The following is a 22,370-nucleotide window of genomic DNA, read 5'->3' as shown; positions in this document are numbered from 1 at the left end:
AAAGCGACATTGCGCTGCGCCCTAGCATGGAACAAGTTGCGACTGCCGAAGCCGAGTTCCCGCGGCTGCGTCGTTTTCAACGACTCCACCCCGGGCTATGTTAGCGCGGGCCGTTGGGCCTAGAAGAGTCGCCATTTGATAATGACGTTAAGGGCTACAAAGAAGAAGCGGCGTTACGCATCTCCATGCGTTATTTCGCTTCTTAGCGATTCTATCGATCTTGCCGACTTACCTGATTCTTTTCACCAGCGAAACGGCGCCGCGCGACTGGGTGACGTTGATTTTGCATCGCTAGCAATGCCGAAATAGAGAGAGACGGACCAACAGGATTTGTCGGGCAGGGATCGCCCCGCGACTTTGCGGCATGCACGGCATGTCGTCGGCCAGAATGGAGTGGCGCCCGCCATGTTCGAAAATCGCAGCCTACATCGCGACCTGATCGCAATCGGTTTGGCGGCGGCGGTCTTGTTTCTCCTGTTGTCGCTTGTCAGCTACAACGCGGCCGATCCCATCCCTGCGCTTCCCTCGCCGGTCAGCGAACTTTATCAGCCCGATCTGGTGGTCTACCCGCCGGCCGAGCGCGCTCATAATATCTGCGGCGGAATGGGAGCATTGGCGGCCGACCTACTCTACTCCCGCTTAGGGGGCTTGGGCGCCTATTACCTGTTGTTCTCGCTCGCAGCGCTCGATTTTATTTTGCTGAAGCGATTGGAAGTCACGGCGCCGGCGCTGCGGATGTTCGGCTGGCTCGCTTCGCTGACGGGGCTGACGGCGCTCGCGTCGATGTATGCACCAAGCATGGGAACCGGCCCCTTGGCCGGCGCCGGGGGCGGCCTCGGCATGCTGGGTGCGACCCTGCTGCATCAACACTTTGCCGCCGTCGGCGGAACATTGCTAGCGCTGACGGTGACCGCGGTAGGACTCTTCCTCTGCACGGACTACGAACTGTTGCGTTTGGCGATGGTCGTGGGCGTAAAGGGAATCGAGACCGCCGTCCTGGGCAAAGAAATCGTCGCCAAACGGATCGGCAAGAAGGGAGACCTGCTGCCGGCCGCTGGCAAAGAGAAGCAAGACGCCGCAACCGATCTAGAAGATGCCGAAGAGGAAATTACCGAAGGGATGACGATCCGCATCGGCGGTCGCCAAGTGGAAGCTGGCGACGAGGAGGAGGCCGAGTACGACGAAGCGGAAGCCGACGGCGAAGAATGGGAAGAAGAAGCGGAAGAGGACGCCGCCGAAGACGAAGAGTCGGAGTGGGAAGAAGAGGAAGAAGACGAGGAAGCGCTGGAAGAAGAAGCGATCCCGGTCAAAACCTTGGCCGACAAAGTTGTCAAAGAAATCGATCCTTTGGCGGTCAAGAACACCAAATCGAAGAAGAAGGCGAAAGAGGACGATCGCGCCGCGGTGATCAGCCAATTGAACGCCGCCGCCGACGATGGGCCGAAACACGAGCATTACGAACTCCCACCGATCGATCTGCTGATCGAGAACGAAGAGTTTTCGTACGAGGCCCAAGAGAAAGAAGTCCGCCAGAAGGCGAAGATCCTCGAGAAAACGTTCGCCAACTTCGGTTTCAACGTCAAAGTGGTCGAGATCGAAACCGGTCCGGTCATCGCACAGTACGAAGTCGAACTCGAAGCCGGTCTGCGCCTTTCCAAAATCACCGGCCTGGCCGATGACCTGGCGATCGCACTGCGCGTACCGAGCGTTCGCATCGTCGCGCCGATCCCCGGCAAAAACACGGTCGGCATCGAAGTGCCGAACGAAGAACGCCAGATGGTTCGCCTGCGCGAGGTGATGGAAGAGGGACTCGCGCGCTCGAACAAGATGAAGATCCCGATCTTCCTGGGGAAAGACGTCTCCGGCAATCCGCTGGTGGTTGATCTGGCGTCGATGCCTCACTTGTTGATCGCGGGGCGTACCGGTACCGGTAAGTCGGTCTGTTTGAACGCGCTGATCACGTCGATCCTAATGACACGGCGTCCTGACGAAGTCCGCATGTTGATGATCGACCCGAAGATGGTCGAGCTGAGCTGCTACAAAACGCTGCCGCACTTGATGCATCCGGTCGTCACCGACATGAAAAAGGCCGAAGCGATCTTGGCCTGGGCGGTCGAGAAGATGGAAGAGCGTTATCAGCTGTTGGCCAAAGTCGGCGTGCGGCACTTGGCCGTCTTCAACCAGTTGAGCGCTGAAGAGATCTACGAACGTTTGGAAGTCGGCGACGAGGAAGATCGCAAGAGCGTCCCGACCAACTTACCGTACATCGTCATCGTCGCCGACGAAATCGCCGACTTGATGATGACCGCCGGTAAAGAGGTCGAGCAGCATATCATCCGTCTCGCGCAGAAGAGCCGAGCGGTTGGTATCCACCTGATCCTCGCGACGCAAAAACCGACGGTCGACGTCATCACCGGTTTGATCAAGTCCAACCTGCCGGCCCGCTTGGCGTTCCAGGTCGCCAGCCGTACGGACAGCCGGGTCGTGCTCGATGAAATGGGCGCTGACAAGTTGCTCGGCAACGGCGATATGCTCTTCCTTTGGCCCGGCACCAGCTCGCTGCTTCGCGGCCAGGGAACGTATCTGTCGGACGAAGAGATCAACAGCGTCGTCGACTTTGTCAGCACCGGCGAGCAGGATTTTGTGAAAGAATTGGTGCAACTGAAGGTCGAAGACGGCGCGGTGGCCGACCCCAGCAAGATGAAGAAACGGGACGAACTGTACGAGCAAGCCGTTGACGTGATCGTGGCCGAACAGCGCGGCAGCGTATCGCTGCTGCAGCGCGCGCTGGGAGTCGGATATGGTCGCGGAGCGCGACTGATCGACTTCATGGCCGAAGATGGAATCGTCGGGCCTTACAACGGTTCGCAGGCTCGCGAAGTAACGATCACCGCGATCGAGTGGGAGCAGATGAAGTCAGGCGAGAGTCTCAGCCCCAAGATCGAGATCGAAGAGGACGTGGTCGAAGCCGCGCCGAAAAAGAAGTCGGATTCGAAAGCGAAACGATCCAACAAGGTCGTACCAGTCCCGGCTCTGGAAGAAGAAGAGGAAGAGGAATACGAAGAGGAAGAAGCCGAACTGTTCGACGAAGAAGAAGCGGAGGACGAGGAGGAAGTCGAAGAGTACGAAGAAGAGGAGACCGACGGCGACGAAGAAGAGGAGGAGTACGAAGAGGAAGAATACGAGGAAGAGGAGTACGAAGAAGCAGAGGATGACGAGCCGGAAGCAGAGGATCGTCAGAAAAGGGCTTAAATCGGGCTTCCTTCAACACTCCTCAAAAAAAGGACGCTCGCAATGAGCGTCCTTCGCTGGTTTGCCGGAGTTCGTTCTACTTGGCGACGCTAAACGTCAACTCGCCGGCGTTCTGCTGCGTGATTTCCGTTTCGGTGCGGTATGCGTTGAACAACGCTCGCCCCAAGGGGATTTCCATTTCGGGCTTGGCGTTGCCGTCATAGCCGTAAATCTGGATGCGATAGGCGCCTTCTGTCATGCCGAATCGTTCGCCGGCAGTGTCGAACTTGCCGTCGACGATATCGGTGGTTATGGCTGGGCCAGAGTTTCCTTGCGACGAGTCAGGGCTAAACGTCACCGTGCCGCGCGGCACCGGAGCCCCTTTGAACGTCACGACGCCTGCAACGGAGAATTCATTTGAATTCGCGGCGCCGCAACCACTGGCCGTCAAAAGCGTAACCGCCATGACGGCGCAGATCGCGTAACTAATGTAATTCATAACAGAACCAATGGAGTAGCGAAGGAGTTGCAACAAACAAAAACGACGACGTTAGTCGAGCGGAAGCGATTCGCCCCCTTTGCAACTGGCCGCCGACAAGTACGTGTCGTGATCGATTGTTTCCGCGAGGAAGCGAACCGATGCGTCGCCCAAAGTGAACATCGCTCCGCCGGGGTGACTGCTGCCGAAAGACATGTCGTTAAAGCGGCCTGTTTGGTCCGAGTTAATCGCATCGTTCACATTCTTGGCGCCTACCGAGAAATATCCGACGCGGCCGCCGCGCGACCAGGGGCGATAGCGCGTATCTTTGCCGTTGCGATCGCCCCAAGAGATCTCGCCGAAAGCCAGCGTATTGCTGGTGCCGTCCAAGATTTCGTGCATGCCGCGGGATTCGCCTTGATAGAAGATTCCTACCTTGGAGAAGCCGCCGTAGGCGGTGTCGCTGCCGGCGTCAAATTCATAGGAACTGCCGGTCGCCGGGTTGGTCCCTTTCGCACCCATGACGCCGTAATAGTGCGTGGTGAAATATTCATCGTTGTCGTCGCCCATCGGCTCGGTACCGCTCGGACAGAGATATCCGTCGATCCGAGTCCTTAATGCGACCGCGTTTACGCCTGAGCCGTAATTGATCGCGGTATCCATCTGGTCGTAGAGGTTGTTTTGTTCGATGAACGGGAGCAACGCGACGTGCAGGCCTGTTCGTTCCGAGTTTCCCTGGCAGCCCAGCGGAAAGTTGCGATGCGTATCGTGATAGTTGTGCAGCGCCAAACCAAGCTGCTTTAAATTGTTCGAGCAAGCCATGCGGCGGGCCGCTTCGCGAGCTTGTTGCACCGCAGGCAGCAACAGGGCGATCAACACGCCGATGATCGCGATGACGACCAGCAGTTCGACCAAAGTAAAGCCGCCCTGCCGACGGGAAAATCTGGACATACGCGTACCTCGATAAGAAGAGATGACGATACTACCGCACGTCTAGAAAAAGACGTGTGAAAATGGGAAAAGGATCAAATTCGATAAGTTGCCGATCAAATTGGCGAAGGAGAATGAACTCAATCGCCAAATCTGCGGAGATCGCGCAAGCCAATGCTTATTAGGCGAATGGAAGGCCTGCTAGCAGAAAAGGTTTTGTCCACCTAATTGTCTGCTTAACAAGGGGATGAGTCTCTTTAGAGATAGCCCAGTCTTTTTAACGGAATTCAAGTTGAAACTCAAGAAGAATGCATTTTATTTGTTCTTGCCCCTTCTAATCATCGGGGCCTCCGTCTTTTGAAATGAGAAGACCCGCTCTTTAGGGCGGTGTGCAAGTGTCCGGCGGACCGTCTTTGTTGTCGCATTGCTAATGCAATCCTTCGCCGCATCACATCGGCGGGACTGCGTTGCTCCGGTTTTCTCCGTAGAATTGGCAAAATGCGAAGTTTTCGCCCGACCGTCCATCTCCGTCGCCGCTGGACCGATCTAAATAGAATGCCCGATGGCCAGCGAACCGCCCGAGCGGCGGGTGCGTCTGGTTGACATAGAATACTGGTAATTTTAGACTTACGTCTTCCACCGCAGGTTGCAGAAACCGGCCACTAGCCTGAAAAGAGTGCAGGGAAATGCCCAACACGCTGATCACCGTAGGCTCGCAGAAGGGACCGATTACGATCGTACGCATCGTAGTACCGGGCCGCTGTGGGCTTGGCTAGAGGAACGGCGAATCACCGGAATCCAACAGCTCTGAAGCCCTTTGCGGCCTCAGAGCTTTTTTTGTTTCCATTCCAAACGCAGAACCCCAAGCGGCATGCCGCCGCCAGCAGGGACTTTCTTCATGAGAAAAATCGAGATCTACGACACGACGCTTCGCGACGGCGCCCAAGGAGAAGGCGTGAGCTTTTCTTTGCAGGACAAGCTGTCGATTACGGAGCGGCTGGACGAGATCGGCGTTGATTTTGTGGAGGGAGGATACCCGCTGTCGAATGAAAAAGACGCCGAGTACTTCCGCCGCGTTCAAGATCTGAACCTAAAGCACACGAAGGTCTGCGCCTTCGGCATGACCCGCCGCAAAGGGATCAACGCCGCCGATGATCCCGGCATGCAGGCGCTGGTCAGCTCTGGCGCGCCGGTCGTGACGATCGTGGGCAAGACGCATGATTTTCATGTGACCGATGTGCTGCGGGTGACGCTGGAAGAGAACTTGGCGATGATCGCCGACTCGGTCGCCTATATCGTCGGCGCAGGTCGGGAAGTGATCTACGACGCCGAACATTTCTTTGACGGCTGGAAGGCGAATCCCGAGTACGCCGCCGAGACGATTCGAGCCGCCGCCAAAGCCGGAGCCCGGATGGTGGTGATGTGCGACACCAACGGCGGCAGTTTGCCGGAAGAGATCGCCGAGTACGCAGCCAAAGCGATCGCCGCGCTGACCGAGTTCAACGTGCCGGTCGGCATTCATACCCACAACGATGGCGATTTGGCGGTCGCCAACAGTCTGGCCGCGGTCGACGCCGGCGCCGTTCAAGTGCAAGGGACCATCAATGGCTTTGGCGAGCGGTGCGGCAACGCCGATCTGATTTCGGTGATCGCCAATCTCGGCTTGAAGCGGAAAGGGTACGAAGTGATCGGCGGCGCCGGTTATCAGCATTTGACCGAACTATCCCGTTTCGTCTATGACACCGCCAACGTCAACCGGCGTAACAATCAAGCTTTTGTCGGGCAAAGCGCGTTCGCACATAAGGGCGGAATGCATGTCCACGCGATCAATCGCGCCGCGTCCAGTTACGAACATATCGATCCTCAGAGCGTGGGCAACGAACGTCGCGTGCTGGTAAGCGAATTGTCAGGCCGCTCGAACATTGTCGCGTTGACGACTAAGCACAACCTGCAGGACGACCGCGAGCTGATGGATAAGATCTTGGCCGAAGTCGTCGCCAAAGAGAATCAAGGCTTTCAGTTTGAAGCGGCCGAAGCGTCGTTTGATCTGCTAGTCAAACGGGTCGCCGGCGTCTTTGAGCCTCACTTTGAGATCCTCAAGTATCACGTTGAAGTCGAAGATCTGGTCGAACATAAGATGGTCGACCTGGTGACCGAAGCAACCGTCAAAGTTTCGGTCGACGGCGAGATTCGCTACGAAGTAGGAGAAGGGGATGGCCCGGTGCAGGCGCTCGATGTAGCGCTGCGGAAGTCGCTGAACGGCTGCTTTCCGACGCTCGAAGAGATGCATCTGGTCGACTACAAAGTGCGTGTGGTGAATCAAGAGGCCGGCACCGCCGCGCGGATTCGCGTGACGATCGAAAGCGCCGACGAGAACGACGTCTGGGGCACGATCGGCGTGAGCGAGAATATCATCCAAGCCAGCTGGAACGCGCTGGTCGATGCGATTGAGTACAAACTTTACAAAGACGAGCAACGGGGCAAGTTGCCGGCGCGGGCCAGCGCCGATTCGACAGCGGCGAAATAATCGTCGCTTGATCCCCGGGGCAAATAACGCTTGAGACCAAAGAAAGTGGAAGCTGTGACTTTCAATCCGAAAGATCTCCCGAATCGATTCGATTTTGTGGCCGCTCAGCAACGTATCTACCCGATGTGGGAAGAGCGGGGCTACTTCCACGCCGAAGTGAATTCCGACAAGCCGCCCTATACGATCGTGATCCCGCCGCCCAACGTGACCGGGGCGCTCCACTTAGGACATGCGCTTAACAACACGTTGCAAGACGTGCTGATCCGTTACAAGCGGATGAAGGGTTTCGAGGCGCTCTGGGTGCCAGGCACCGATCACGCAGGCATCGCGACTCAAGCGGTGGTCGAACGCCGGATCTTGGAAGAAGAAGGGCTTTCGCGCCATGATCTGGGCCGCGAACAGATGGTCCAGCGGATCTGGAAATGGAAAGATCAGTACGAGACTCGCATCTTGGGTCAGCTGAAGCGGATGGGGAGCAGCTGCGATTGGGATCGGACGCGGTTTACGCTCGATCCGATGTGTGCCCGAGCCGTGCGCAGCACCTTCTTCGACCTCTTCTCGAAGAATCTGATCTACAAAGGCAAACGCCTGGTCAACTGGGATACGTTCCTGCAGACCGCGGTGAGCGACGACGAGGTCTCGCACGAAACGACCCAAGGGCACTTCTGGCACTTCAGTTATCCGGTGATTGATCCGCAGCCCGGCGAGCCGCCGGTGGTGACGATCGCGACCACGCGGCCCGAGACGATGTTGGGCGATACGGCGGTGGCCGTGCATCCCGATCCGGAACGTGCGCTCGACGAGTTAGAGACCGAACTCACCGAGAAGCTGAAAACGGCGCCCGGCAAAGAGAAAGCGGAGATTCAGGCCGAACTCGATCAACTGACCGAGCGTCGCCGGACGATGTTGCCGCAGCTGATCGTGTTGCGAGACATGGCGCTGGCCGGCCGCAAGCTGATGTTGCCGCTGATCGAACGCGAAATTCCGCTGATCGCCGACGAGTGGGCCAAGCCCGAAATGGGCTCTGGATGTGTGAAGATCACGCCGGCCCACGATCCGAACGACTACGAAGTGGGCGTGCGGAACGAACTGCCGATGATCAACATCCTGAATACGGATGGAACGCTCAACGAGAACGCGGCGCAGTACAAAGGCTTGAAGATCTATGACGCCCGCGATCGCGTGGTGGCCGATCTTGACGCCATCGGCCTGCTCGACAAAGTGGAAGATCGCGAGATCGATCTGGCCCATTCCGATCGCAGCAAGACGCCGATCGAACCCTACCTGGCCGATCAATGGTTCATTCGTATGGATGACTTGGCGCAAAGCGCCATGGACGCCGTGACCGATGGCCGCGTGAAGATCTTCCCGCCCCGCTACGCCAAGGGATACGTCGACTGGCTTAGCGAAAAACGGGACTGGCCCGTCAGTCGGCAGTTGTGGTGGGGACATCAGATTCCGATCTGGTCGCAAACCTGTCAGCTGCAGGAAGATCATGACAAATTGATCGCGACGCTGGACGCCGATCCCGAGATCGCGGCGGGCCGCGCTTCGTACCAGATCGAAAGGGATGTGGAGCGTCAAGCGGCCGAAAAGACCGGCGTCATCCAAGGCGCGGCGCGCGTGGGAATGCCGTATTCGATGATCCACGTCTGCATCAATGAAGATGACGACGCGCTGGCCGCCAAATACGAGCAGCTTGGTTTCGTGCGGGAAGAAGACGTGCTCGATACCTGGTTCAGTTCGGCCCTTTGGCCCCACTCGACATTGGGATGGCCTGAGCAAACGCCGGAACTGGAGTACTTCTATCCGACCAGTACGTTGATCACCAGCCGCGACATCATCACGTTGTGGGTCGCTCGCATGGTGCTGGCCGGTCTGAACAACATGGGCGAGATCCCGTTCCGCGAAGTCTTCATTCACCCGACCATCTTGGATGGGACCGGCGAACGGATGTCGAAGTCGAAGGGGAACGGCGTCGATCCGTTGGACGTGATCGAGAAATTTGGCGCCGACTCGCTCCGCTTCGGTCTCGCTTATCTAACGACCGAAACGCAAGACGTACGGATGCCGGTGCAGTTTGAGTGTCCTCACTGCGAGGCGCTGATCGATCAGACCAAGAAGAACCGCATGCAGCACACGATTACGTGCAAAAAGTGCTCCGGCGTCTTTTCAACGCAATGGGCGCAAAGCGAAGCCGACCAGGCCTTGCCGCGCGGCTCCGTGGTGAGCGAACGCTTCGAGATCGGTCGCAATTTCTGCAACAAGTTGTGGAACGCCGCTCGGTTCACGATGATCAATCTAGAAGGGTTTGAGCCGGCGCCGGTCGCTGAGGCCGACTTGCAGTTGGAAGATCGCTGGATTCTTAGTCGCCTGGCTTCGGCGGAAGAAGAAATGACGCGCTGCCTCGAGGCGTATCGCTACGCCGACGCGGCTCGAGCCCTGTATGACTTTGCTTGGGACAACTTCTGCAGCTTCTATCTCGAGATGACGAAGGAACGTTTCACGAATGAAGCTTCGCGTCCCCTCGCGCAGCGCGTGATTACCTTTGTCTTGGACTCGCTGCTGCGAATGCTTCACCCGTTGATTCCGTTCATCACCGAAGAGATTTGGCAATCGCTGGGTCAACTAGCGCCGCGCCGCGGTTTGGCCGAAGTGACGGAAGTGACCGACAGCATCATGATCGCCGAGTGGCCGAAGATCGATCCGGCCTGGCAAGACGTGAAGATCGAAGCGCAGTTCGCCAAGTTCCAAGAGACGCTGGCCAGTCTGCGTGAGATTCGCAGTCGCCAAAACATCGCCCCCCGCGAGATGATTGAGTTTGTCATCCGCTGTGACGTGAAGACGGTGGAATTGTTGGAATCGATGGAGGCCTACTTCGCGTCGATGGCCAATGCGCGTAGCGTCGGTTGGGGAGAGCAGGTGACCATTCCCGAAACCAACGCGCGAATCGATTTGCCCGGAATGGAAGTCTATGTCGACCTGAAAGACTTCATCGACATCGGCGCCGAAATCGAGCGTAATGAGAAGCAGCGAGAGCGTTTGCTGGGGATGATCACCGGAAAAGAGAAGAAACTGTCCAACGCCAGCTTCGTCGAACGAGCGCCGGCCGACGTGGTCGCCAAAGAACGTGAAGGCCTCGAGAACGCTCAGCGCGAGCTGCAAACGGTCGAAGCGGCCTTGGTCAAGCTCCAGAAGAAGTAGTCCGCGTCGCGGTGGTCCGCAGCCAACCGAATTTCGTTGGCTCTGGTCGCCGCAATCGTCTGCCCACTATAATAGAGACGCGTCCTGTCCCGTCTCCTCGCGTATCGACCATTGGGTCTAACATCTATGCCGGTCCAAATGGAACTCTCGCGGATCATTATCAGCGAGATCAATGATCAGCAGGTCATTTACCTGAAAGAAGTCGATGGCGATCGGCAGTTTCCGATCATGATCGGCATCTTTGAGGCGACCAGCATTCATCGCCGCGTTAAAGATTTCGCTTCGCCGCGGCCGCTGACCCACGATTTGATCTGCAACATCATCGATCAAATGGGGGGCGAGCTCGATAGCGTCGTCATCTGTGATCTGAATCAGGGGACCTATTTCGCCAACCTGCGAATCAAGATGGACGGAGAGTTGATCGAAATCGACGCTCGACCTTCCGACGCGATCGCGATCGCGGTCACCAATCAGCCCAATCTGCCGATCTACGTCGAAGAGCACGTGTTGGACGAATCGTCGACCTAAATTTGGCGCCGCCGTTCTCTTGAACATTATCAGCCGCAGAGCGTTCGCTCCGGTTTCTGATGCGCGCTTAATAACGACAAACAATCGGCGAGAAACTGTGGTTAAGCAGAAACCGCGGCTAACGCCGTGCGGCTGATTTTGTGGGAGAAGTGGTCTGCGGTTCCGGTTGGTTGATGATGGTGGAATTGCACGCGGTTTTGCTCCACCCGCCCTGCGCCGTTTCGCACAACGGTTCGCAACCAAGCTTCGCCCGATTTTGATCTTTAACGGCCGGGTTGTTTCGCGCGTCCAGGGGACTAGGATGACGGTTGATCCATGTCCCCCGTCTTTGGAGTGCCCGCTCATGCTCAGGCTCGTTCTTTCGCTGCTGATCGCAGTCGCATTCGCATTTCCCGCTTTTGCCGGTCATCGTTTGGTGACGCAAGGCAACGGCAAACTGGCCATTGTCGACGCCGAGGGAAAAGTGGAATGGGAAATGCCGTTCAACGATATCCATGACATCCACGTCACCACCAACGGACACATCTTCGCGCAAGAGCAGATGCGGAAGATCGTCGAGATCGACCCGCTGCAAAAGAAGATCGACTGGTCATACGACTGCGCCAACTCCAATGGCAACGCCGGCAAACCGATCGAAGTCCATTCGTTCCAACCGCTGGCCGACGGCAAGATGATGATCGCCGAATCTGGCATCGGCCGCATCATCGAAATCGATCGCGACGGCAAGCTGCTGAAAGAAGTCAAGCTGGTCATCGACAACCCGCACCCGCATCGTGACACGCGTCTGGTTCGCAAGCTGGAAAATGGGAACTACCTGGTTTGCCAGGAAGGAGACGGCAAGGTTCGCGAATATGACGGCGAGACCGGCGATGTCGTCTGGGAATACGACGTACCGCTCTTCGGCAAACAGCCGGCCGGCGGCCATGGCCCCGAGGCTTGGGGCAACGCTTGCTTCGCCGCAGTTCGCTTGAAGAACGGCAACACGCTCATCTCGACCGGCAACGGCCACGGCGTGATCGAAGTCAACCACGACAAAGAAGTGGTCTGGCGCCTGCAACAAAAAGATTTGCCCGGCATCACATTGGCCTGGGTCACCACGTTGGAAGTATTGCCCGGCGGCAACTACGTGATCGGCAACTGCCACGCTGGCCCTGGTCAGCCGCTGTTGGTCGAGATCGAACCGAAGACGAAGAAGGTAATTTGGACGTTTGACCAATACGATCGCTTCGGCAACTCGGTCCCCAATTCGCAGATCTTGGATGTCCAAGGAGACGTGATTCGCTAACGCGAACTCCTACGCAGAAAACGAAACAGGCCGAGATGTCATGCACATCTCGGCCTGCTCTATTTCTTGTCAGCAGCGTGGGCGGATTAAGACACCAGCACGTCGGCGAACGCCTTGTTGAGCGCCGCAAGGCCCGCTTGGCCTTGCTTGCCTTCGACGATCACGTTGACCATTACTTCGGACGTGTTGATTAGCTCCACATTGATTCCCGAATCGCTGAGCGCTCGGAACATGCGGATGCCGACGCCGGTGTGACTGCGTAGTCCGATGCCGGAGACCGAAAGCTTGGCGGCGTCCGCTTTGCACAAGATCTCTTCGGCGCCCAGTTCGGCGCCAATCTTTTTGGCGACGACCAGCGCCTGTTCGCAATCTTCCTTCGGCACCGTCAAGCTGAGATTGGCCGCGTCGCCGCGTCCGACGTTTTGGACGATCATATCGACCAAAATTCCTTCGGCTGCGATCGCTTCAAACACGCGAGCGGCGATGCCGGGATGATCCGGAATGCGACGCAGAGCGATCACCGATTGCGAATCGTCCAGCACGATGCTGTCGATCGTCAGGTCTTCCATCGTGCGGAGTCGCGACACGACTTCGGCGGCGTCGCGTTCGCATTCGCGCGGTACGGCGGCGACCGACTCGGGCGCGTCGCTGGGAGTCACATCGAGTTGGAAACCAGAGTGAACCGCAGCCAGCGCTCGCTGCGCGTCTTCGCGCGAGACCAGCACCGAGATCTTGATCTCGCTGGTGGTGATCATTTGAATGTTGATGTTGGCGTCGGCCAGGACGCGGAACATTTTGTCGGCGACGCCTGATTGCTCGGCCATCCCCAGCCCGACAACCGAAATCTTCGAGACCTGTTCGTCGTGCGCCACGCTGGCGTACTGCAAGATGTTCGCGGCGTTGCGAACCGCTTCCAGCGTTTGATCCAGTTCTTCACGCGGGACGGTGAACGAAATGTTGGCGCGGCCGTCGGCGCCGATGTTTTGCACGACCATGTCGACCGAGATCGCTTTGGTGGCGATGCTGTGAAACAGCTCGTGCGAGATGCCGGGGACATCAGGCACCCCTTCGATCGTGATGCGAGCTTCATTCTTGGTCATCGCGGCGCCGCTGACCGGGCGCGTCAGCGACTCGGGCTGATCGACGATCATCGTGCCGGTGATGTCGGTAAAGCTGCTGCGAACATGAATCGGCACGCCAAACTTTTTGGCGAATTCGACCGAGCGGCTATGCATCACGCCGGCGCCGAGACTAGCGAGCTCCAGCATCTCGTCATAGCTGATCTGCAGTACGCGTCGCGCTTCGGCCAATAGTCGCGGATCGGTCGTGTAGACGCCGTCGACATCGGTGTAAATTTCGCAAGCGTCGGCGTCCAATACCGCCGCCAATGCGACGGCGGTTGTGTCGCTGCCGCCGCGGCCAAGCGTGGTGATATTCAGGTTCTCGTCGATTCCTTGGAAACCGGCGGCGATCACAATGTTGCCTGCGGCCAGCAGTTCTTTCACACGCTCGGTTTCGATCGAGATGATCCGCGCTTTGGTATGCGTGCTGTCGGTGCGAATGCCGATCTGAGCGCCGGTCAGGCTGACCGCTTTGGCGCCGAGCGAATGAATGGCCATCGCCATCAGCGCCACGCTGACTTGTTCGCCGGTCGAGAGGAGCATGTCCATCTCGCGCGCTGGAGGTCGCTCGTTGATTTGGGCGGCCAGGTCGACCAGGACATCCGTATTTTTGCCCATCGCGCTGACCACCATGACGACCTGGTGACCTTCTTTTTGAGCGCGGATCGCTTTGCGAGCGGCGGCGACGATCTTGTCACAATCGGCGACGCTGGTGCCGCCGAACTTTTGAACAATCAAAGACATGTTGGGTTTCGGCCTTTCGGCAAGAGCTGCAGGGGGCGATTTCGACTGTTTAGCTGTCGAGGAAGTGGCGCATCATGCGCCAGCCATCATCAAACGATAGCGCCGATCGTCCGGCGTTTTCCTCGTCATACGTCGTATATTCATCGGCGGAGACGCCGCTTCCGCAAATTGTCAGCGGCACAAAGCCGTGACTGTGCGTCTTGGTGCGCACCGGCGTGGGATGATCGGGGGTGACCAGGATTCGGTAGTCGCCCTGTTTTTTCAGCGCTTCGTGAAGCGGACCGACAATGTGGCGATCGATCTCTTCAAGCGCCTTAATCTTGGCGGCGGCGTCCCCTTCATGCGAAGCTTCGTCCGGCGCTTCAACATGGACGCAGATGATGTCGGTCGTCGGCAGCGCGTCGATCGCGTACTTCCCTTTGGCGGCGTAGTCGGTGTCGGTATAGCCGGTCGCGCCGGGAACTTCGATCCGATCCCAACCGACCAGCGCGGCCAAACCGCGCAGCAAGTCGACCGCGGTGATCATCTTGCCGCTGCGACCATAGACGTCTTGGAATGATTTTAATGCAGGGCGCTTACCGATCCCCCACAGCCAAACGTTGGTCGCCGGCGGTTTACCAGCGGCGATTCGTTTTTTGTTGACCGGATGATCAGCGAAGATCTCGACGCTGCGGCTCATCAGTTCCGATAACAGGTCGCTGCCGGGGCCGCGCGGATAATCATCGGCGACCGATTTGTCGGTCAAATCGTGCGGCGGCGTCGTCCGCGTATCTTGTGAGAAAGGCGCCGGCGACTTTTCGCCGCGATAGAGCAACAAATTGCGGTAGCTGACGCCGGGGACGAACTCGAGCAGATCGCCGCCTAGTTCTTCTTGCAAGGCCTTCAGCAGTTCGGCCGCTTCTTCGCTGGTGATATGACCAGCGGTGAAGCTGCGCATCGTCTGATCTTGCACCGTGACCAGATTGCAGCGAATCGCCCAATCTTCGGCGGCGAGCGCGATCCCTTGGGCAGCCGCTTCCAGCGGAGCGCGGCCGGTGAAGTATTCGTTCGGGTTGTAGCCTAGCAGGCTGAGATTCGCCACGTCGCTGCCGGCGGGCAAATGCTCTGGCACGTTGTTGGCGCGGCCGACGGCGCCGGCGGCGGCGATCGCGTCCATGTTGGGCGTGTTGGCGGCGGCTAGCGGCGATTTTCCGCCGAGCGACTCTTGAGGTTCGTCAGCGCAACCGTCGGGAATAATGATGGCGTATTTCATCGCTATCTCGCTTTAGTCTTGGACGCGAAGTTTGCGGATGCCGGCTCGCACGCTGTCGAGTCGGACGATGTCTTCCAGCGCGGCGTCAGCGTCGCCATCGGTCGCGGTATGGGTCATGATGATCAACGCGACCACGGCGTTGTCACCTTCATAGTCGGGCTCATGCTGAATGACCGACGCGATCGAAATATGATGTTCCCCCAGGATCGTCGCGATCTCGGCCAGTACGCCGGGACGATCGTCGACCAGGAAGCGGAAGTAGTAGCGACCGACGATTTTTTCCGGAGAACAGATCGCGACATCCGGATTGTGGCTGGTGAACAGCTTTAGCGTACGGAACGTCAGCGCCGTACGACCCACTGCCGTATCGATCAAATCCGCGACGACTGCCGAAGCGGTCGGCTGTTGACCGGCGCCCAGTCCGTGATAAAGCAGATCTCCTACTTGATCGCCGCTCACGCTGATCGCGTTATAAGCGCCGCGAACTTCGGCCAAGGGGCGACCGATTCGGACCAGCGTCGGCGAGACATGTAGTTCGAGTCCCTTGTCGGTCATGCGGGCGACCGCCAACAGTTTGACGCGATAGCCCAGTTCGAGGGCGAACTGCAAGTCGACCGGGTCGAGCGAATCGATGCCGACGCGCGGAATCTCTTTCCAGTCGATCGCCGCGCCAAAGGCGATATGCGCTAGGATCGCCAGTTTTTGCGCCGCGTCCGAGCCGTCGACATCCATCGTCGGGTCCGCTTCGGCGTAACCGCGCTGCTGCGCTTCGCGGACGGCGTCGTGATAGTTGTCGCCATCTTCCTCCATCTTTGAAACGATGAAGTTGCTGGTCCCATTCAAAATGCCGACCAGCGACGTCACCTGGTTGGCCGCCAGGCATTGCGTCAGGTTGGTGATGATCGGAATCCCGCCGGCGACAGCCGCGTCAAAAGCGATCGAGCGGCCCAGTTCGTGGGCGCGGCTGAAAAGCTCTGGCCCATGTTCGGCGATCAATGCTTTGTTGGCGGTGACGATATCTTTGCCCGCTTCCAGCAGCAGCAACATCGTCGTGCGAGCTTCTTCGATACCGCCCATCAATTGGGCGACGACTTGGATTTCGGGATCGTTGATGATCTCGTTCAGATCATCGGTCAACACGCCGTCAGGCAGTTGACAGTCGCGCTGGCGACTCAGATCGCGGACGACCGCTTTTTCTAGCCAGAGCGTTGTGCCTGCATTCTTCGCAGTCCGATCGCCGTGGTCCAGTAGAATGCGCGCAACGCCGGCGCCCACGGTGCCGACGCCGACAATGGCAACCTTCGTTTTTGGCATGGCGAAAAGCGATACTCCCCAGACGGACTGCGATATCAAAGCGAATCATTCATCGTAGATGGCGGCGGCAGGCGTCGTCAACCGGGCTAAAGTTGTTATAGGGTAAAGGTTTCGGGGTTTTCAAGCATCATCCCGGGGGCGGTCTCCAATCCGCGATCGCTCTACCGTTTGAAATCACGGTAGCAATCGCGCCCCAGCCGATCGGGCGCCGAACCTCAGGGGAATCATCGGCAAATCGCCCGGGTATATCGTGCTGTCGAGATTCCGCGGAGCCGTTAAGATAGAACCTTTGCCCCTTCGCTTTTTTGTCTGCAAAGGACGTTATGGAATCTGCGCCGCTCGAATTCTTTAAGCGTTTGCTCGATACTCCCAGTCCCTCTGGCTACGAAAAGCCGGTTCAAGATCTGGTTCGCGATTATCTGAAGCCGATCGCCGAATCGGTCGACACCGACTTGCACGGCAATGTCATCGGCGCCAAGAACACCGGCGCGCCGCTGCGGGTGATGTACGCCGGCCATTGTGATCAAATCGGCATGTTGGTGACCCAGATCGACGAATTGGGCTTTATCTATGCCCAAACGATCGGCGGCTGGGATCCGCAGCAGTTGATTGGCCAGCGGATGATGATTTGGACTTCGACGGGTCCCGTTCCGGCGGTGATTGCCCGCAAACCGATTCACCTGCTCAACGACGAAGAGCGGAAGACGGTCGTTGCAGCGAAGGACTTGTGGCTCGACATCGGCGCCAAGGATCAGGAAGAAGCGAAAAGCTTGGTTCGCATCGGCGATCCGGTCACGCTCAAGCTCGGTTTCCAAGAGATGCGTAACGGCCTGGCGAACGCTCCGAAGATGGACAACACGACCGGTCTGTGGGTCGTGCTCGAAGCGCTGCGCCGCGCCGGCAAGCTGAACTGCTCGCTCTTCAGCGTTTCGACCGTGCAGGAAGAGATCGGCCTGCGAGGCGCGAAAACGAGCGCCCACGGCATCAACCCGCATGTGGGAATCGGCGTTGACGTGACGCATGCGACCGATTGCCCGACGATTGATAAGCGGCAGCAAGGGGAAGTGACGCTCGGTAACGGTCCGGTGATTTATCGCGGACCGAACATGAACCCGAAGGTCGTCGAGCGACTGATTCTCGCCGCCGACGAGTTCAAGATCCCGTATCAGTTGGCGGCGCTCGGTAAGCCGGCGTCAAACGATTCCAACGCGCTGCAAATGGCGCAAGCCGGCGTCGCAGCCGGTTGCGTCGCGATCCCCAATCGTTACATGCATAGCGCCGTCGAGGTCGTCTCGCTCGAGGATATCGACAACGCGGCGACGCTGTTGGCGCGGTTCGCCGAGATGATCGAAGCGGACGCCGACTTCCGTCCGTAAGCCCAAAAGTTGCAAGAAACAGAGCAGGGCGTCCCAAGTTGGGACGCCCTGTTTTTTTGATTCGAGGGAACGCAGCGGGAGATTAACCGCCGTCGCGGATCAGGTCGAAGTATTGTTGGGCGTTTTTCTCGTGATCGCGTGAGAGTCGTTTTTCGACGATCGCGTCGGCGTCTTCCGACGAACCGGCCGACATCGCTGCTTTGATTTCGATCAGCGTTTTGCCCGCCATGTTCTTGCCGTCGACGTAATCGACGATCACGCCTTTTCCTTTTTTCGGGTCGGCGCGAACTTGCGAGTCATAGAAACCGGTGTCGGTTTCTTCCTCAGGGCGATCTCCCTTACCTTGGCCTTCGCCCATGCCGTTGCCGGGCTGTTGGCTTTGTCCCATCTGACCCATGCCGTCCATGCCTTCTCCTTGGCAGGCTTTGCACATCGCTTCTTTGGCGGCCATCATCTGATCCATCGCTTCATCCATCATTTCGAGCTGGTCCATTTGACCCTGCAGGTCTTCCAACTGCTGCGTCATCTGGCTGAGCTGTTGCTGGGCTTCTTGCATGTTGCCGTTCTGCATTTGTTCGGCCGCTTCGCCTAATTGCTCGGCCATTTGCTCCATGCGGCCCATCTGCTCATTCTGCATTTCCATTTCGTCGAGCTGACGCTGCAGTTTTTCGGCCGCTTCTTGATTGCCGGCCGCTTTTTGTTGTTCGATCTGCTGCTTCAAATCGGCTTTGGCTTTCGCTTGCGCGTCAGCCATTTGCTTCATTTTGTCGGCCATCTCTTTTAACTGCTGTCCCAGCGCCTGCTGCTCTTCTTTCGAGAGTTGGCCGTTGGCCATTTTCTGCTGTAGGTTCTTCATCTCTTCGATCGCTTTTTTCAGGTCGCCATCTTTCAACGCGTCGGCGATCTTGTCGGCAGGCCCCTTAGAGATGTTCTTAAGCGCCTCCAGCTTGTCTTTCAGCATTTCGGACATGCCGAGCTCTTTGACTTTGTCTTTGAGCGCCTTGGCCAGATCATTCAGCTCGAGCAGCGTATCCTTTTGCCCGGCGTCTTTCTTCTTGGCGATCTTGTCGGTCCCTTCTTCCAGCTTTTTGAACAGTTCGCTGGCGTCGGTTAGACCTTTCTCTTCCGCTTCTTTACGGCGTTCTTCCAGCTTCTTTTTCAGTTCTTCGGTCGTCGATTTGACGATCTTCTTTTCCTGGTCGATGTTGCTGGCGACCGCTTGGCCAGCGGTGGGATCGGGCTGCGCGTCAGGCACAAAAATGGCGACCATAAACGCGATCGCAGCAACCAAGACCGGCAGCAATCCGTTCCACGAAGTATGAATCGGGAATTTCTCCCGGACATCGATTCGCTCGACGCGACGGACGGCGTCGGTGACCAGCGCCTTGCCGAAGGTGGACTCCCGTTCGTTTTGATCGAGGGTCATCGAACTGGAGACCCGTTCGCGCAGACCATAACGCAGGTCGATTTCGATCGCCGCTTCCAGTGCATTGCGGCGAACGAGATAGGTCCATCCGACCGCGCCCAATAGACCCACAACCGCGGCGCCGGCTAACCAGCTCCACTTCCAGACGTCGCCGTCGACGCCGATTGGCCAGATCTTGGGGACGGCCATTGCGACGGCCGCCACGAGATAGGCGAACAGCAAAGACCAGACGAGCCGCTCCAGAAACTGCTGTGCGTTGAGTCTCCAACGCGCCGCGCCGACTTGCTGTTGCAGTTTGTCCATCGTCAGGCACCTAAGTGGGGATGCGAAAAAAGAGGAGGATTTCTCGTAATTCGTGCCGAGAAGCTCCATCTAAGAGTTTACCGGAATTCGTGTCGAAATATCCACCGAAATGGGGAAATTTCGTTGCGGCGCCCGCGCTGCTCGCAGTTCTAAGCTTGGGAAGTTCGCAACCGTCAGTTAGACTCCGCAGCAGCGAGGATGGTTTCCTCCAATTTCCAGGAGATCTCGGATGTTGGCCACCGATAAAAGCGCTGATCAGCCGCTGGTTTCCCCCAGCGAGGCCCCGGGTCGGGATGTCGTCATCTACGACGGGCATTGCCGTTTTTGTACGGCGAGCGTCCGTTGGCTCGACTTTTTGGGGGGTAAGCGGCGGCTTTCTTACCTTTCGCTGCACGATCCGAGCATCACCAACTATGCCGGCGACCTGACGCATGAGCAGCTGATGGACGAAATGTTGGTGGTTGAGCCGAGTGGAATGCGACACGGCGGCGCCGAGGCCTTTCGGTACCTAACGCGCAAGCTCCCCTCCTTGTGGATTTTTGCACCGATGTTGCATATTCCCTACAGCCTGCCTATTTGGGCATTTTGCTATCGTCAATTTGCACGAATCCGCTATCGATTCGGTCGGAATCAATGCGAGGGTGATTCCTGCAAGATACATTTCGACTAGTCAGCGGCATTCGCCAGCACCGATGTAATCTGACTATCCGCTCATTTCGTACAGGGATGGGGCAGTCAAGGAGCCGACTTAATGTTCGATTTTCGCTCGCGCGATCATGATGATCTGCCGGTGCGCGCCCATCGCATGGGGACCGAGCTCGCCTTGGTCGAACATCATGGAGCGTGGCAGTTGTCGATTCAGCGCCGTATGTCCGGCACGACCATTCGCCGGCATCTCTACAGCGTACAGCTGACCGGTCACGAGTCGTGTCTGCGCGAGTTCATGACCGGGTTTACCTCGCTCAACAGTGCTCGTAACGCCGCGCTCGATAAGATCGAGAAACTGGAAGACAAGTACTACAAGCAATCGTCGGCAGACGACGATTTCAAGCCGATTCCCGATATCGTCGATACCCTCAAAAAGCAGAAGAAGATCAAAAAAATCGCCGGAATTGCCCAGCGCAGGCGCAAGGACTGAGCTGTCGATTTTTCGCGATTGTTCATTTTCACGATTGTTGGCGCGAAATTACCAGTCTTTCGCCAGCACATCTATCAACGCCGTAGTTCTTCCGTCAGATTGATAACGAATGTGTCGCCTGCAGCCGGCCGACGCGTACAATTATCAGCGGAAGCGAGTCGCGCGAAAATGATCAGTGTCTTCGAGTTATTCACGATTGGAATCGGGCCCTCCAGTTCTCACTCGGTCGGGCCCATGCGGGCCGCGCATCGATTTTTGGCCGATCTAACGCAAGCCGGCCAGCTAGAAAGCGTCGCTCGACTCCAGGCCGAACTCTTTGGATCGCTCGCGCTGACCGGTATCGGTCACGGCACCGACAAAGCGGTCCTCGTCGGTTTAGAGGGAGAAACGCCTGAGTCGGTTGATCCCGAATCGATCGTCCCCACCGCCGAGCGGATCGAAGCGTCGCACACGCTGAATCTGGCCGGCCTCCGCGAGATCCCGTTTGATGTCGAAACCGATCTGCTCTTCCACCGCCGCAAATCGCTGCCGGCGCATCCCAACGGGCTGAAATTCACGGCGGTCGCTACCGACGGCGCGATCCTCCAAGAGACCGCTTACTATTCGATCGGCGGCGGCTTTGTCGTCTCAGAAGAAGAGCTGGCGCAAGGTCCGCCGAAAGCCGCCGAAACGTCTCCCTATCCCTTTGAAAAAGCGGCCGACTTGCTCCGGATTTCACAAGAGACCGGCATGTCATTCAGCAGCATCATGCTGGAGAACGAAAAGTCGCTCCGGACCGAAACGGAGGTTCGCGAGGGTCTCAAGCGGATCTGGGACGCGATGCAAAAGTGCGTGGAGAAAGGGCTCGCGACCCCCGGCGTTTTGCCAGGCGGGCTCAAGATTCAGCGGCGCGCCCACGGTTTGTCGCAAGAACTGATCAAACGGTACGGCGGCGCCAACGATCCGCTCTCGGTGCTCGATTGGGTCAACGCGTTCGCGATGGCCGTCAACGAAGAAAACGCCGCCGGTGGGCGCGTGGTCACGGCGCCAACCAACGGCGCGGCCGGCATCATCCCGGCGGTGCTGCACTACTATGCTCGGTTTTGTCCGCAGGCCAACGAAGATGGGATCGTCCGCTTTTTGCTGACGGCCGGTGCGATTGCGGTGCTGTACAAGAAGAACGCGTCAATTTCTGGCGCCGAGGTTGGTTGTCAGGGAGAAGTGGGCGTCGCTTGTTCGATGGCGGCCGCCGCGCTGACCGAGGTATTAGGGGGAACGCCGCAACAAGTTGAGCAAGCCGCCGAGATCGGCATGGAGCATAATCTCGGCCTGACCTGCGATCCGATCGGCGGCCTAGTGCAAGCCCCGTGCATCGAACGCAACGCGATGGGCGCCGCCAAAGCGATTAACGCGTCCCGCTTGGCGCTGCACGGCGACGGCACGCACCACGTTTCGCTTGATCGCGTGATCAACGTGATGCGGCGCACCGGCGCTGACATGTCGAAGAAGTACAAAGAAACGTCGCGCGGCGGTT

General features: G+C 58.0%; 15 protein-coding genes. 9 read left to right on the top strand and 6 right to left on the bottom strand.

Annotated elements, in window-relative coordinates; all coding sequences use genetic code 11:
• The first annotated feature begins 405 nt into the window (after positions 1-405).
• Entirely contained in the window at positions 406-3,252 is a 2,847-nt protein-coding gene (locus DSM3645_RS22345; protein ID WP_002654870.1) for an FtsK/SpoIIIE family DNA translocase, read from the top strand.
• Between the two features lie 76 nt (positions 3,253-3,328).
• Here the strand turns inward: DSM3645_RS22345 and DSM3645_RS28850 are convergent, their stop codons facing one another.
• Together DSM3645_RS28850 and DSM3645_RS22330 are read right to left on the bottom strand one after the other, a co-directional pair.
• Positions 3,329-3,730, bottom strand: a complete 402-nt coding sequence (locus tag DSM3645_RS28850; protein WP_002654869.1) for a hypothetical protein — start codon at positions 3,728-3,730, stop codon at positions 3,329-3,331.
• 51 nt (positions 3,731-3,781) lie between these two features.
• Positions 3,782-4,660: a DUF1559 domain-containing protein gene (locus DSM3645_RS22330; protein ID WP_002654868.1), complete on the bottom strand. Its 879-nt coding sequence runs from the start codon at positions 4,658-4,660 to the stop codon at positions 3,782-3,784.
• An 877-nt stretch (positions 4,661-5,537) separates the two neighbouring features.
• On the opposite strand from DSM3645_RS22330, the gene cimA reads away from it, so the two are divergent.
• The 4 genes from cimA to DSM3645_RS22310 all read left to right on the top strand — a co-directional run bounded on the left by cimA (position 5,538) and on the right by DSM3645_RS22310 (position 12,183).
• Positions 5,538-7,166, top strand: coding sequence for a citramalate synthase (gene cimA / locus DSM3645_RS22325; RefSeq protein WP_002654863.1), 1,629 nt, complete (start codon positions 5,538-5,540; stop codon positions 7,164-7,166).
• 123 nt (positions 7,167-7,289) lie between these two features.
• Entirely contained in the window at positions 7,290-10,370 is a 3,081-nt protein-coding gene (locus DSM3645_RS22320; RefSeq protein WP_085970183.1) for a valine--tRNA ligase, read from the top strand.
• A 126-nt stretch (positions 10,371-10,496) separates the two neighbouring features.
• Entirely contained in the window at positions 10,497-10,898 is a 402-nt protein-coding gene (locus DSM3645_RS22315; RefSeq protein ID WP_002654861.1) for a bifunctional nuclease family protein, read from the top strand.
• Between the two features lie 343 nt (positions 10,899-11,241).
• Positions 11,242-12,183, top strand: a complete 942-nt coding sequence (locus DSM3645_RS22310) for an outer membrane protein assembly factor BamB family protein (protein ID WP_116344553.1) — start codon at positions 11,242-11,244, stop codon at positions 12,181-12,183.
• 86 nt (positions 12,184-12,269) lie between these two features.
• Here DSM3645_RS22310 and DSM3645_RS22305 read toward each other — a convergent pair whose 3' ends face one another.
• From DSM3645_RS22305 to DSM3645_RS22295, 3 genes are read right to left on the bottom strand one after another with little or no spacing between them, the layout of a single operon-like run.
• Positions 12,270-14,048: an aspartate kinase gene (locus DSM3645_RS22305; RefSeq protein WP_002654859.1), complete on the bottom strand. Its 1,779-nt coding sequence runs from the start codon at positions 14,046-14,048 to the stop codon at positions 12,270-12,272.
• Between the two features lie 49 nt (positions 14,049-14,097).
• Positions 14,098-15,300: a cofactor-independent phosphoglycerate mutase gene (locus tag DSM3645_RS22300; protein ID WP_002654858.1), complete on the bottom strand. Its 1,203-nt coding sequence runs from the start codon at positions 15,298-15,300 to the stop codon at positions 14,098-14,100.
• A gap of 12 nt (positions 15,301-15,312) precedes the next feature.
• Entirely contained in the window at positions 15,313-16,614 is a 1,302-nt protein-coding gene (locus DSM3645_RS22295; RefSeq protein ID WP_002654857.1) for a homoserine dehydrogenase, read from the bottom strand.
• Between the two features lie 323 nt (positions 16,615-16,937).
• Here DSM3645_RS22295 and DSM3645_RS22290 point away from each other — a divergent pair, with 323 nt between their 5' ends.
• A complete protein-coding gene (locus DSM3645_RS22290; RefSeq protein ID WP_002654856.1) occupies positions 16,938-17,990 on the top strand; it encodes a M42 family metallopeptidase in 1,053 nt (350 codons plus the stop codon).
• An 82-nt stretch (positions 17,991-18,072) separates the two neighbouring features.
• Here DSM3645_RS22290 and DSM3645_RS22285 read toward each other — a convergent pair whose 3' ends face one another.
• Positions 18,073-19,719: a hypothetical protein gene (locus DSM3645_RS22285; RefSeq protein ID WP_002654855.1), complete on the bottom strand. Its 1,647-nt coding sequence runs from the start codon at positions 19,717-19,719 to the stop codon at positions 18,073-18,075.
• Between the two features lie 229 nt (positions 19,720-19,948).
• Here DSM3645_RS22285 and DSM3645_RS22280 point away from each other — a divergent pair, with 229 nt between their 5' ends.
• From DSM3645_RS22280 to DSM3645_RS22270, 3 genes are all read left to right on the top strand, one after another.
• Entirely contained in the window at positions 19,949-20,389 is a 441-nt protein-coding gene (locus DSM3645_RS22280; RefSeq protein WP_002654854.1) for a thiol-disulfide oxidoreductase DCC family protein, read from the top strand.
• A gap of 81 nt (positions 20,390-20,470) precedes the next feature.
• Positions 20,471-20,857, top strand: coding sequence for a hypothetical protein (locus DSM3645_RS22275; protein ID WP_002654853.1), 387 nt, complete (start codon positions 20,471-20,473; stop codon positions 20,855-20,857).
• Positions 20,858-21,025: 168 nt separating this feature from the next.
• Positions 21,026-22,370: L-serine ammonia-lyase (locus DSM3645_RS22270; protein WP_040352928.1), on the top strand; the 1,345-nt coding region annotated here is incomplete at its 3' end.

The sequence above is a fragment of the Blastopirellula marina DSM 3645 genome (assembly GCF_000153105.1).
GTDB classification, from domain to species: domain Bacteria; phylum Planctomycetota; class Planctomycetia; order Pirellulales; family Pirellulaceae; genus Blastopirellula; species Blastopirellula marina.
This window is presented reverse-complemented; position numbering and strand designations above follow the sequence as displayed.

Excerpts from the sequence above, each read along its gene's own strand:
- DSM3645_RS28850 (WP_002654869.1), bottom strand. The coding sequence starts at position 3,730 with ATGAATTACATTAGTTACGCGATCTGCGCCGTCATGGCGGTTACGCTT.
- DSM3645_RS22285 (WP_002654855.1), bottom strand. The coding sequence starts at position 19,719 with ATGGACAAACTGCAACAGCAAGTCGGCGCGGCGCGTTGGAGACTCAAC.
- cimA (WP_002654863.1), top strand. The coding sequence starts at position 5,538 with ATGAGAAAAATCGAGATCTACGACACGACGCTTCGCGACGGCGCCCAA.
- DSM3645_RS22305 (WP_002654859.1), bottom strand. The coding sequence starts at position 14,048 with ATGTCTTTGATTGTTCAAAAGTTCGGCGGCACCAGCGTCGCCGATTGT.
- DSM3645_RS22310 (WP_116344553.1), top strand. The coding sequence starts at position 11,242 with ATGCTCAGGCTCGTTCTTTCGCTGCTGATCGCAGTCGCATTCGCATTT.
- DSM3645_RS22295 (WP_002654857.1), bottom strand. The coding sequence starts at position 16,614 with ATGCCAAAAACGAAGGTTGCCATTGTCGGCGTCGGCACCGTGGGCGCC.
- DSM3645_RS22330 (WP_002654868.1), bottom strand. The coding sequence starts at position 4,660 with ATGTCCAGATTTTCCCGTCGGCAGGGCGGCTTTACTTTGGTCGAACTG.
- DSM3645_RS22315 (WP_002654861.1), top strand. The coding sequence starts at position 10,497 with ATGCCGGTCCAAATGGAACTCTCGCGGATCATTATCAGCGAGATCAAT.
- DSM3645_RS22345 (WP_002654870.1), top strand. The coding sequence starts at position 406 with ATGTTCGAAAATCGCAGCCTACATCGCGACCTGATCGCAATCGGTTTG.
- DSM3645_RS22300 (WP_002654858.1), bottom strand. The coding sequence starts at position 15,300 with ATGAAATACGCCATCATTATTCCCGACGGTTGCGCTGACGAACCTCAA.
- DSM3645_RS22275 (WP_002654853.1), top strand. The coding sequence starts at position 20,471 with ATGTTCGATTTTCGCTCGCGCGATCATGATGATCTGCCGGTGCGCGCC.
- DSM3645_RS22320 (WP_085970183.1), top strand. The coding sequence starts at position 7,290 with ATGTGGGAAGAGCGGGGCTACTTCCACGCCGAAGTGAATTCCGACAAG.
- DSM3645_RS22290 (WP_002654856.1), top strand. The coding sequence starts at position 16,938 with ATGGAATCTGCGCCGCTCGAATTCTTTAAGCGTTTGCTCGATACTCCC.
- DSM3645_RS22280 (WP_002654854.1), top strand. The coding sequence starts at position 19,949 with ATGTTGGCCACCGATAAAAGCGCTGATCAGCCGCTGGTTTCCCCCAGC.